Consider the following 12,446-nt stretch of genomic DNA (forward strand, 5'->3'; position numbering starts at 1 on the left):
TAATAGCAACGAACTGGGGATTGTTTAGATGTGGGTTAAGCCAATGCGGACTTTAAATCACTTTCTGCTTGTCCCAACGCATCTGGTAATTTACTCGCATCGCGTCCGCCAGCTTGGGCTAAGTTCGGTCTTCCGCCGCCGCCGCCACCGCAGATTTTAGCGATCGCACCGACAAATTTACCAGCTTGTAAACCTTTTTTGTTGACTTCTGGACTAAAAGCTGCAACTATGCTGACTTTATCGGCTTCGGGAACAGAACCTAGCACCACTGCACCGTTACCGATTTTTTGTAACAGGCGTTCGGCTGCGGTTTTCAATGATTCTGGATCGATATCTTCTAATTGGGCGACGATAATTTTATGATCGCCTACAGTTTCTACTGTTTGCAGCAAGCTGTCAGATTTAGCGATCGCTAATTGTACCTTCAAGGTTTCCAATTCCTTCTGACTATTTCTGAGTTCGCTTTGCAGACTTGTAATTCTGTCTGGTAATTCTTCGGGTTTCACTTTAAAGCGATCGCTCAAATCTTTAACTACTTTATCCCGCAGATTCAGATAATCTAGGATTGCTGGCCCCGAAACAGCTTCAATGCGCCGCACCCCAGAAGCCACGCCAGCTTCCGAGATAATCTTAAACACGCCAATTTCAGCAGTATTGCTGACATGAGTGCCACCGCAGAGTTCCATTGATACGCTAGGGAAGTCAATCACTCGCACTTCATCACCGTATTTTTCGCCGAACATCGCAACAGCACCCTTAGCTTTCGCCTCGGCTAAAGGTAATACTTCCACCTTTGCGGCGTGGGCTTCTGCAATCCAACTGTTCACCTGTTCTTCAATTTGTTGCACTTCCTCTACTGTCAAAGCGCGGGGACAGTTGAAGTCAAAGCGTAATCTATCAAAGGAAACTAGAGAACCTGCTTGAGATATGCCATCATCAACAATTTTCTTCAACGCCGCTTGCAACAAGTGCGTTGCGGTATGGTTAGCTTGGGCGCGACGGCGACAAGCTGGATCAATTTGGGCGGTGACAGGATCGCCTACGCGCAGTGTACCGCGTTCGATGCGTCCGAAGTGAACAAAGAAATCAGATTCTTTTTTAACGTCTTCCACGCGAACAACAATACCATCACCAGAGATATAACCGCGATCGCCAATTTGTCCGCCAGATTCAGCATAAAATGGCGTTTTATCAAGGACTATTTGTACCTGTGTTCCCGCTTCTGCTTCTTGTTGAGAAACACCTTCTAGCAAAATCGCTTCGATTATTGCCGTCGTCGCCGATTGGGTGTAGCCTAAAAACTCGGTGACTTGGATGTGTTCTGCTAGCTTGTCGAGGGAACCTTGGACAGTTAAATCGATGGTTTCATGTGCATCTCTACCACGTCCTTTTTGAATTTCCATTTGTGCCTCAAATCCCTCAGCATCAACTGTGAGATTATTTTCTTCGGCAACTTCTTGAGTAAGTTCGAGGGGAAATCCGTAGGTGTCATAAAGGGTAAATGCACTTTCACCACTAATTTGAGTGTTTCCTTGCTGTTTTACCTCTTGGATAATTTCCTCTAAGAGTTTTTCGCCTCTATCGAGAGTTCTGAGGAAATTGGATTCTTCTCGTTGCAACTCAGCTTTTATTGCTGCTTCCCGTTGGCGCACATTGGGGTAAGCTGATTCGGAAAGAGCGATCGCAGTTTCAGCCACTTGGGTAGTAAATTCACCAGAAATCCCAATTAATCGGCCATGACGCACCACCCGCCGAATCAATCGCCGCAGCACATAACCCCTTCCCACATTGGAAGCGCGAATTTCATCAGCAATCATGTGGATAACAGCGCGAATATGATCGCCAATGACTTTTAGGGAAGTTTTAGTTTTTTCATCACTGCTGTGGTAATCAACACCAGCAATTTGCCCTGCTGTTTGGATAATTGGAAAAATCAGGTCAGTTTCGTAGTTATTGGGCACTTTTTGGAGAATTTGCGCCATTCTATCCAAACCCATACCGGTGTCGATGTTCTTGTTTTGTAGCGGCGTTAAATTCCCGGAAGCATCCCGGTTATATTGCATGAAGACGAGGTTGTAAAACTCGATGAACCGGGAATCGTCTTCTAAATCGATATTTTCGTCACCGCGTTCTGGGTGGAAGTCATAATAAATTTCTGAACAAGGGCCACAAGGGCCAGTCGGGCCAGATACCCAAAAGTTATCATCCTCACCTAAGCGTTTAATTCTCGCTATCGGTACACCGATTTGATCGCGCCAGATAGCAAAGGCTTCATCATCATCTTCAAAAACGCTGACAACCAAATTTTGGGGAGAAAAGCCAAAGACTTGCGTAGAGATTTCCCAGCCCCAAGCGATCGCTTGTTCTTTAAAATAATCACCAAAGCTGAAATTACCCAGCATCTCAAAAAAGGTGTGATGCCGTTTAGTGCGTCCGACATTTTCGATGTCGTTGGTACGGATACACTTTTGTGAAGTTGTAGCCCGCTTAAATTCTGGTGTCCTCTGCCCCAAGAATATCGGCTTAAATGGTAGCATCCCCGCGATCGTCAGCAGTACGGTTGGATCTTCTGGCACGAGAGACGCACTTGGGAGGATTTGGTGACTCCGTTGGGCAAAGAAGTTGAGGAATGTGTTGCGAATTTCGTTACCGCTTAGGTACTGGGGATTTGAAGACATAGGTGTTTTTAACTTGAGACTTTAGACTCTAGACTTGGGCGTAGCGGCACTGGGTAAGTGTATTTTCATAAATAGCTTTATATATTCTTGCATTTTGTTTCATATTACCGCCAGCAAATTGTACAAGTCTGTGAGCTATACACAGTGATGAGGATGCTTTTAAAGCCACATTATCTGACTCTGGTAGGATGTGCTGCATCTGCGCCCGTCCTAGACATCAGAATTTTGGTCTTTAAGATTAATCCTTAAGAAATAGTTTAAAATTCCCATACTAGGGTAGCAAATGGCACTAAAACTGAAAGTATCAAATATTGCTTACTTTTCTAAGAGCGGAATTTCACTGATTTACCCACATTAGGGGCAGGTTTTGACATCAAACTTTTTATTTAGCTTCTTTTTTCGAAATTTATGATGTTGCAATCAATTAAACAAAAGATGTGAGTTAAGTCAAGAAACACAAATAAAGTACGTAGGCAGAGATATTTTGTTTATCCTGCTAACACATTGTGAACCCAAGTTTCACGTCTCATTTAATTTGGGGATTTTTCACCCGACAAATTCGCTCTGTAATTATAGAGTTTGTTAGTGCCAGAAAGCTCCTGTCCATAGCAGGAGGGAGCTTTGCTGTCTATGTAGTTCGCATTGCTTTTGCAATTCCACTCCTACTTTAATACTTGATTAAAGCCTAGGTTATAAACCAAAAGGCTGAAGTATCCCATGAAAAATAAAATTTTTAATTCAACGATCAAATTTACATTTTGATCGTTGAATTGAAAATTTTATAATTTCTTTATTTTTTTCTGTGAAAAGAAATTCATTTATCTAATGTGGAGGTTATTCCAAACTATTTATTTTCGCAATTTAATTAGTCAAAAAACACTTAAGAAAGCACATGAATAGTTTTTATATGTCTCAATATTATTCAGTATTTTTACTGTTTGAAAAACATAGCGTAAATAAGACATTAGTTGTCATAAGTGAATATTTCAGAAACGCTAGTAGTGAATATAAACCCTTGAAAGGAGATAAGAATTGGGAAAATATTGTAGATTCGGCGTAAAAAAAAGTATATAACCAGAAATCTAACTCAGCCTAAAAGATAATATTTAATATTAGGCAAGGATAGTAGTAAATTACTCAACTTAATCTCTTTAAAATTTAAATAGGATAAATAATAAAACAATGAATATTTCTATTCTGGTCTTTGGAAAAAATAATTTTATCGCCACACTTCCAGATCAGATCCGTTATGCGACTGCTTTTAATGTAGAAGTTATAGACAATCTGAATCAAGCAGTGTCGCGGATTAAAATAGCGCCTCCCGATATAATGCTTGTGCAGGCTAGCTTGGATGGCAGTATGGAACTGTGCAATTGGTTGAAAGAGCAGACCAAACTATCCTGGATATATTGTATTTTATTTGAGGATCGTTTCCAGCAGTTTACTGATAGAAATAAGGGTTGGCACAGAGAATTAGAGATGAGTGCTGCGGCCCTAAAGCAAGGAGCCGATGCTTATATTTGGCATCTTATTGATGAAAAAACAGACCATAATTTAGCAGAGTTGACTGCCAATCATGGATTAATACTTGCTCAATTGACTGTTGGTTTGCGAAAAGCACAAAAATATCGAGATTTGATTCGGACAAATGATATGTTATCAGCGATCGCCTTAGCCGATTCGTTGACAGAATTAAATAATCGTCGTGCTTTAGAATGGGACTTACCCAGACAAATCCAAAAAGCTAGAACTCAAAAAACTTCCCTGAGTTTGATTATTCTGGATGTAGATCATTTCAAGAAAGTTAACGATACTCACGGGCATTTAGTAGGCGATCGCATTTTGCAAATCTTATGTCAGCGTTTGCGACACAATCTGCGCTGTCAAGACACAGGATTCCGCTATGGTGGCGAAGAATTTGTGATTCTTCTAGCTAACACTACCGATGAGGAAGCACTATTAGTAGCCCGTCGTCTTAATCGCGTAGTTAGCGATGAACCATTTGCACTCAGTAATAAGCTGACTATTAATATCACCATTAGTCTGGGCACAGCCAGTCTGCAAGCTGATGATGATGAACAAGGAGAGAGTCTGCTGAATCGTGCCGATCAATGTCTCTTACAGGCTAAAAATGCTGGGCGTAATCGGGTTATTCACTCAAACTACCTCTCTCATGTTTCACATTTGAAAGTTGTTTCTTCATAATTTGTCATTTGTCATTTGTCATTAATTCTTCCCCTACTCCCGCATTCTTAACTCAGCATGACAATCTTCTACTGAAGCGCGTTGTCGCATAGCATTAACTAAAGCTTCGTAACTAGACCAATTTTCTTGTAGTAGGGTTTTTGCTTGGAGAGCATGAAACCGCAGTTTCTGTTGATAAACTGATTCAGAAAAGCCCAAAACTGTCAAGACTCCAATCAGTTTGCTTTTATCATCAGATCCACCCTCAGCATTATTAAAAACTAGGGTTTCAGCAGCGATACCAGCCATCCAAACAGTACAGTAGCGGTCTAGCATTTGGGCACTAATTTTACCCACTTCTAATTGAGAAGCTAATTCGCCATCATCAAAGCTAACACCACCTTGCCCAGGTTGCCCCTGTTTCCAGGCTTCCCAAGCGCTGAGTGTGTAGCCGGTAACAGGAATCCCCAGCAAGTAAGCAACCAAAAAATGCCCTGCTTCGTGGTGGACGATGCGATCGCGGTGTTCACTTGAAAAACCAGCAATCCAATCCAAAAAAATAGTACCACCCTTGCCTTGCAAGCTAAAACTATCTAACGTAGCTATGCCTAAGATAGCGAAGGTTGCAAGTGCCGGTACTGCTGGCGACAAATTCAAGAATGGCCCCAGCAGTACCGATAGGGTCATGAGAAAGATAGATATTGCAACTAAATTTAAGGTAGTCTGGCTCATTGAGAGTTTTCTGAGTGCAGCTTAATATTTCTTTATTATGATGCGATCGCACACCTTCTGTATCAAGTGTCTCTACAAATCCCTTGACGACGTAATTTCCCCATGAGAATTTGACTATCAGTGAAGAAATCTTACAAATATGGATATTCTGCATAACAGCAATAAGTCAGCCTGATTCATAGTAAACGGTTTAAAACCTATAGATGCCGTTTGCAGATAGACCAAAATAAATGCTGTTAAATATTTTATGTGAAAATTTAAAATGCAGATTTTAGAGGTAAAATTACCTGTTATTGTTCTTACCTTAAATTGGCATAAAAAGTTATGAAACCATACCTTCCTCAGAATGATCCTGACCCTACAAAACGCAAAATATTGCTAGAGAGAAATCAAGGGGAGTATGAATTTGATTACGACTTTTTAGCACCTATGGCAATGCTAAAAAATGTACCTTCAATAGAAAGTTTTTCAACTAAGTATATTGCTGAACGGACATTAGAGACAGCAGAACTACCTATAAATATGTTAGCCGTTAAAACCCGTTCTTTATGGGACCCTTTAGATGAATTGCAAGACTATGAAGACTATTTTCCAGTTTTGCCTAAACCTAATGTTATCAAAACATACCAAACTGATGACTCTTTTTGTGAACAACGGCTTTGTGGGGCAAATCCTTTTGTTTTACGTCGAATTGAGCAGATGCCAGATGGCTTCGCCTTTACCATTTTAGAACTGCAAGAAAAGTTTGGTGACTCTATCGACTTAGTAGAAAAACTTGCGAATGGAAATTTATATGTAGCTGATTACAGAGCGCTTGCGTTTGTTAAAGGAGGTACTTATGAAAGAGGTAAGAAATATTTACCAACCCCTATAGCTTTCTTTTGTTGGCGCAGTTCTGGTTTTAGCGATCGCGGTCAACTAGTACCGATTGCTATCCAAATCAACCCCGCAAATGGTAAACAGAGCCAGCTAATTACACCTTTTGATGACCCTTTAACCTGGTTTCATGCCAAGCTTTGTGTTCAAATTGCTGATGCTAACCATCATGAAATGAGTAGCCATCTGTGTCGAACTCACTTTGTTATGGAACCCTTTGCTATTGTCACAGCCCGTCAACTAGCCGAGAACCATCCCCTCAACTTATTACTAAAACCTCACTTCCGTTTCATGTTGGCTAATAATGACTTGGCTCGTAAGCGCCTAGTTAATAGAGGTGGCCCTGTTGACGAATTGCTAGCCGGAACTCTGCAAGAGTCATTACAAATTGTCGTTAACGCATATACAGAATGGAGCTTAGATCAGTTTTCCTTACCTACTGAACTAAAAAATCGGGGTATGGATGATCCAAATAACTTACCTCACTATCCCTATCGAGACGATGGCTTATTATTGTGGAATGCCATTAAAAAGTTTGTGTCTGAATACTTGCAGATATACTACAAAACTCCTCAAGACTTAGCAGCAGACTTGGAATTACAAAGTTGGGCGCAGGAATTAGTTTCCCAATCAGGCGGGCGAGTTAAGGGTATTAGCGATCGCATCGACACATTAGACCAATTAGTTGATATTGCTACTGCGGTTATCTTCACCTGTGGGCCGCAACACGCTGCTGTTAACTACTCACAATATGAATATATGACTTTCATGCCAAATATGCCTCTTGCTGCTTATAAACAAATGACAGCAGAAGGCACTATTCCTGACCGTAAAAGTCTATTATCATTTCTGCCACCGTCGAAGCAAACGGCTGACCAATTATCGATTTTATTTATCCTGTCGGCTTACCGTTATGACAGATTAGGGTACTATGATGATAAATTTTTAGACCCAGAGGCTCAGGATGTTTTAGCTAAATTCCAGCAGGAGTTGAATGAAGCAGAGCGGGAAATTGAGTTGAATAACAAGAGTCGTTTAATAAATTACAACTATCTGAAACCAAGGCTTGTGACTAATAGCATCAGCGTGTAACTTAATATCATTGCAGTTGATTAGACATCTCCAAAAGCTGTCACACTTTTTGGAGATGTTTTTGTTTAGTAATATGCGATCGCAGTGTTCTTTTGAAAAACCAGCAATTCAATCCAAAAAGATGGCGTTACTGATTAGATATATGAATCTTGGTGTAGAGACACGGATGTTTTCTCTATCACCAGAATGATGGCTAATTTTCAAGTCGCAGACATAATGTGACTTTAGTAGGTATAAAACATCAAATAGGGGATGAATGTGGCTGAACAATTAAAAAAAGGCGATCGGGTTGAATGGAACACTTCACAAGGTAAGACAACTGGCAAAGTTGTAAAGAAGCTCACTTCACCTACAGAAATTAAAGAACACCATATTGCTGCAAGTGAAGATAACCCTGAATACTTAGTTGAAAGTGAGAAGACAGGAAAACAAGCTGCTCACAAGCCTGATGCTCTGAAGAAAGTATAGGTGGGCAAATTCCTGCGATCGCTCTAAATGTTTACGCCGAAGAAGCGACACAAAAACAGGTTTTGATAAGCCGGATTTCAACTCCATATCGGTAAACCAGCCGATCCTGGCAAACTGATAGCTGCGATCGCAGAATTGAAGCCTGTAAGAAAGGCAATTAAACAATAGTGCGTTTCTAACCTAGTTCCAAACTTGTCACAGCAAAGACGCGATCAATAGGTAAATTAGGAATTTCTTTAGTGTACATCCGAGCAGTTTGAAAGACTGGCTCCAATTGGTAACGTTGAACTAGGTTAATTGCTTGTACATTTGCATCGGGTACATCAAAAAACACTGGAGCATGAGGATTTTCTGCAAGCAAGGCTTGAAATAATGCTTCAGCAATCTGTTCATCATTAGCAAACAGTGGCCCAATCCGAAAACCTGTATGGGCAGGCCGGATAACTCCGTAACCAACAAGATATCCATTTTTGAGAAACCCGAAAGCAGTACTTTCTGGCTGTTCAATCCAATGTCGCAGAAACACTGGACGCTTAGAAGGAAAAAGTTGGCAATCATAAGCCACCAACTCTTCAAAAGGCACTGTTTTCAGGTCGATGATACCAGCAGGCATAACACCGCCACCCACCCCTTGATAACGAATATTCTTATAAGCGATTTGGAAACCAGACTTTTTGTAGTTATCTTGTTGAGCTACTACACCATCCAAGCCGATGTTACGATCGGTACCAAGATAGTCGATTGCTGTCTTCCAAATTTTCATACCCAACCCCTGCCCACGAAACTGGGGTTTCACAATGTAAAAACCTAGAAAGCCAAAGTGTTGATCGTAAGCGACAGCAGAAATACACCCCACTGGCTCACCATTCAACTCGCCCAATAAAAAACCGTTCTTGTCAGTTTGATAAAAAGATTCAGCATCATACCTTCCTGGATTCCAACCTTCGCTTGCTGCCCAAGTAATTGCCAAATCAATTTCCGACCTTTTCATTGTGCGGACGATGAAGTTGTCAGGGATCATAATATCTTATGACTATGAGGTTGTTAACTATTTAACTTCGCTTTTGCAGACCCAGCGATAACTCTTAATATTTTTATACTCATCTCTTGTAAAATTACATTCGTTCTGATATAAAATCAATCATTCGAATACTACTGTCCTATTACCATAGACTAATACACGATTTTGTAAGTGCGATCGCACCGCTCTTGCTAATACAACTCTCTCCAAATCTTTGCCTTTTCTCACCAAATCATCCACTTCATCACGGTGACTAACTCGCACCACATCCTGTTCAATAATTGGCCCTGCATCTAAATCAGCAGTGGCATAATGAGCAGTTGCCCCAATAATTTTTACCCCGCGTTCAAAAGCTCGGTGATAGGGGTTTGCACCAATAAAAGCTGGTAAAAATGAGTGATGAATATTAATAATTTGCGGAAATTGATTAATAAAATCTGCACTAATAATCTGCATATATTTTGCCAATACAACTAAATCTATTTTGTACTGGCGGAGTAATTCTAATTGTTTAGCTTCTTGTTCTGATTTATTGTCTTTAGTGATCGGAACGTGCTGAAAATCGATATTAAATTGTTCTGCTACTACCTTTAAATTAGCATGATTACTAATAATTAAAGGGATTTCAGCCACAAATTCTTTAGCGCGTTGTCGCCAAATTAAATCAAATAGACAATGGTCTTGTCGACTTACCCAAATAGCAATGCGTGGTACTGTATCAGAAAAACGTATTTCCCACTTAGCGCTAAGAGGTTGTGCGATCGCATTAAAAGCTGGGGCAATAAACTCACGTGGTAAATTAAACCCCTCTAGCTGCCATTCAATACGGGTGAGAAATAAGCCAGCAGCAAAGTCTGTATGCTGATCTGCATGGATAATATTACCACCGTTAGAATAGATAAAATTGGCAAATTTCGCCACTAGTCCCCGTTGATCTGGGCAGGAAATCAGCAATGTTGCTGTGGGATTTGTCATCATAATATCGCCAGATTTGGAATTAATTATTTGCTGTTTGTCGGAGTCGGTTTAGGAATCGTTAGCGGAGGAAGTTTCTGACTATTGTCTACAGGTTGCTTCCACTCTGATAATTCCCGATTCACGGCATTTGCAAAATCTGTAGATACCAACAGCACGTTTATATTTCCATCGGGTTTAGCAGCAGGGTCTGCTTGAGCATATAAGAAACGTCCGTTAAAGTTAGCTTTACCCAAAATCAACTGATGGTTTTGCCGATTTTTTAAGGTGATATTGATAGTTGCTGGGGGTTCATCTAAAGCAAATTGCCCAAGCTCTTTTGGTGGAGTTGATAAAGTGCGATCGCTCTTACCTTTGACTAGTAAATCCATCAAATAAGAAACAATAGCGTCATTTGCTTGGCCCGGTACTGGAGATTTTATTAACCACTTGGGGTTACTACTAGATTCAGGATTACGTTCCAGATTCAGGGTGAGTTTTTTTGTTTTAACTGTTAGAGATTGCACATCATCGGCGGCAAAAGAGAAAATTTGCTTATTTTCCTCTTTGGTTTCTTCTCGCACAGTCGCACCCCGAATCTCAGAGAAGTAAACAAAACCACCTAAACCCAGCGCTAGCAGTATCAAAATTAAAGTCGTTCTCGGCAATTTCATTTTTTAGTCATTTGTCATTGGGACTGAGGGAGAATTCCTAACTCCTAACTTTACCGTCGTTTCCACCAAATAATAACTGCGATCGCAAACCCAATTAAAGGTAAAAGCAACAGAGACGACAATATTAAAAGATTGCCTTGTGTGGTTGTCAGGGTTATCCGACGGTTTTTAGGTTCTTTGGGGCGAATGGAAAGAGGTTGCTGATCCTGTTGACTCAGCCAAGTAACTGAGTTGAGGAATACATCTCCATTTAATTGCTGTTGAAACAAGCCATCGGTGGCGAAATCAGAATTTCCTAAAACTACTAACCTTGACTCGGTGGCTGTTTGTGATGAGGGAGTTGGGGAAGGAGTGGGAGTAGAGGGGGCAGGGGAGGCAGGGGAAGCAGGGGGAGCTTTTCTTTGAGTGGTTGGTGATGGTAGGGGCGAAGGTTTCGGTGTCGGTTGGGGAGTTGAAGCAGATTTGGGTGTTTGTTTTCTTGTTAAGGCTACGCCCAAGGTTAGAGGCCCTTTCAGGTCTTTATCTGCATTAAACTCCAATTTTTCGCTTTGGAGGTCGCTTTCTGCCCAACTGTTCGGGTAGGGTTTGGTTCGTAGCAATGGAGTAGCTTGAACACCAGGCACAGATGTAATTTCCAGGGGTCGGGCTATGGGATAAAAAGAATTGCCGTTACCGAAATCTTTGGTAATTGGATGTTGCCCGTATTCTGTGACTAAAGGTGCAGCAGGGCCAAGTCCCACGACGCTTTCGCCAGAGACATCGACTGCTAAACGATTATCCAGACGAACACCCCACTCTTGTAACAAGCTGTTAAGTTTGGGATCGGTATTAGGATCAATCATCAGCAGTAAGTTACCACCGCGATTAAGATACTCTTGCAAAGCTTTGACTTCGCCTTCAAATAGCCCTCGCTTGGGGCCAGCCACTATCACAACAGACGCATCTTGAGGAACTTTGGAAGTTTCTCCTAAATTCAGTGGTGATGTTGTGAAGTTTTTGTCGCCTAATCCTTGAACTGCTTGTGATATTGCATCTTTCCCAGGTGAAAGTTGGCGTTCGCCATGACCTTGGAGTAAATAAACTTTAGCTGTGGTTGAATTTGTTAGTTGTTGCAGCCGACTAGTTAATCTGATTTCTGACAACCGCTCATTTTGATTTACTGTTTGTACTAATTGCCGTTTATCTCCAGATTCTAAATAAACTTCCCCGTAATCTTTAACGCCAAACTTTTCTGCTAATCCTGGTCTAGCTTGGGGGTCGATGTACTCATATTTAAATTTTGAGCTTTGCCGTTGATAATTTTCTAGTAATTCTCGGTCTTGGGGGTTTTGGTTAATATCAAACACCCACACCTTAACTGGTTGTGGTAAAACACTCACCAATTCTCGTGACTGTGGCGCAAGGGTAAACAATTGGCTTTCTGTTAAGTCTGACCGCAAGTGGTAGCGAGTCCCTAAAAAGTTAATCAATCCCAAAATTGCCAATACTGCTAGAGTTGCTACTAGGGCATTAGTCCCAGCTTGGGTAGAACGACGTTTCCACCAATTAGTCTCATAGCTTTGCCATATTATCCCCAACCCAGCGATCGCAGTTCCCGTAATCAGAAATACTAATGGAATTAGTCCCCACTGTTCAGAAACTAACCCAACTGTTAAGCCGACAACAATTAAGAACGGGCCCAACCAAAATAGATATTTCCACAGTTTCTTCTTTGCAACTATCTTCATCTTATTTGTCATTTGTCAGTTGTCATTGGTCATTTGTTTA

Annotated in this window: 11 protein-coding genes; 4 read left to right on the plus strand and 7 right to left on the minus strand. The window is 41.1% G+C overall.

The features are described from left to right. Nucleotides 1-35: 35 nt before the first annotated feature. Together alaS and H6G86_RS01275 are read right to left on the minus strand one after the other, a co-directional pair. Nucleotides 36-2,678, minus strand: a complete 2,643-nt coding sequence (gene alaS / locus H6G86_RS01270) for an alanine--tRNA ligase (RefSeq protein WP_190932755.1) — start codon at nt 2,676-2,678, stop codon at nt 36-38. Nucleotides 2,679-2,706: 28 nt separating this feature from the next. After that, nucleotides 2,707-2,877 (minus strand): hypothetical protein, encoded by a 171-nt coding sequence (locus H6G86_RS01275; RefSeq protein ID WP_190932756.1) that lies wholly within the window; start codon nt 2,875-2,877, stop codon nt 2,707-2,709. Nucleotides 2,878-3,860: 983 nt separating this feature from the next. On the opposite strand from H6G86_RS01275, the gene H6G86_RS01280 reads away from it, so the two are divergent. After that, nucleotides 3,861-4,883 carry a GGDEF domain-containing protein gene (locus H6G86_RS01280; RefSeq protein ID WP_190932757.1) on the plus strand — a complete coding sequence of 341 codons (1,023 nt, stop codon included), beginning with the start codon at nt 3,861-3,863 and terminating at the stop codon, nt 4,881-4,883. Nucleotides 4,884-4,916: 33 nt separating this feature from the next. On the opposite strand, the gene H6G86_RS01285 is transcribed toward H6G86_RS01280, so the two are convergent. Continuing rightward, entirely contained in the window at nt 4,917-5,594 is a 678-nt protein-coding gene (locus tag H6G86_RS01285; RefSeq protein WP_190932758.1) for an ATP-dependent Zn protease, read from the minus strand. Nucleotides 5,595-5,918: 324 nt separating this feature from the next. On the opposite strand from H6G86_RS01285, the gene H6G86_RS01290 reads away from it, so the two are divergent. The 3 genes from H6G86_RS01290 to H6G86_RS01295 all read left to right on the plus strand — a co-directional run bounded on the left by H6G86_RS01290 (nt 5,919) and on the right by H6G86_RS01295 (nt 8,030). Continuing rightward, entirely contained in the window at nt 5,919-7,562 is a 1,644-nt protein-coding gene (locus H6G86_RS01290; protein WP_190932759.1) for a lipoxygenase family protein, read from the plus strand. Nucleotides 7,563-7,617: 55 nt separating this feature from the next. Further along, the gene (locus tag H6G86_RS39370) at nt 7,618-7,752 is read left to right on the plus strand and encodes a hypothetical protein (protein WP_277883517.1); all 135 of its coding nucleotides are present in this window, start codon (nt 7,618-7,620) and stop codon (nt 7,750-7,752) included. Nucleotides 7,753-7,820: 68 nt separating this feature from the next. Then, nucleotides 7,821-8,030 (plus strand): hypervirulence associated TUDOR domain-containing protein, encoded by a 210-nt coding sequence (locus H6G86_RS01295; protein ID WP_190932760.1) that lies wholly within the window; start codon nt 7,821-7,823, stop codon nt 8,028-8,030. Between the two features lie 175 nt (nt 8,031-8,205). Here H6G86_RS01295 and H6G86_RS01300 read toward each other — a convergent pair whose 3' ends face one another. The 4 genes from H6G86_RS01300 to H6G86_RS01315 all read right to left on the minus strand — a co-directional run bounded on the left by H6G86_RS01300 (nt 8,206) and on the right by H6G86_RS01315 (nt 12,406). After that, nucleotides 8,206-9,021, minus strand: coding sequence for a GNAT family N-acetyltransferase (locus tag H6G86_RS01300; RefSeq protein WP_242064647.1), 816 nt, complete (start codon nt 9,019-9,021; stop codon nt 8,206-8,208). Between the two features lie 150 nt (nt 9,022-9,171). Next, nucleotides 9,172-10,026: a formyltetrahydrofolate deformylase gene (gene purU / locus H6G86_RS01305; RefSeq protein WP_190932908.1), complete on the minus strand. Its 855-nt coding sequence runs from the start codon at nt 10,024-10,026 to the stop codon at nt 9,172-9,174. Nucleotides 10,027-10,052: 26 nt separating this feature from the next. Next, nucleotides 10,053-10,679 (minus strand): DUF4340 domain-containing protein, encoded by a 627-nt coding sequence (locus H6G86_RS01310; RefSeq protein ID WP_190932762.1) that lies wholly within the window; start codon nt 10,677-10,679, stop codon nt 10,053-10,055. 50 nt (nt 10,680-10,729) lie between these two features. Continuing rightward, nucleotides 10,730-12,406: a GldG family protein gene (locus H6G86_RS01315; protein WP_190932909.1), complete on the minus strand. Its 1,677-nt coding sequence runs from the start codon at nt 12,404-12,406 to the stop codon at nt 10,730-10,732. Nucleotides 12,407-12,446: the final 40 nt, after the last annotated feature.

This window comes from Nostoc sp. FACHB-133 (genome assembly GCF_014698055.1).
GTDB lineage: Bacteria > Cyanobacteriota > Cyanobacteriia > Cyanobacteriales > Nostocaceae > Nostoc.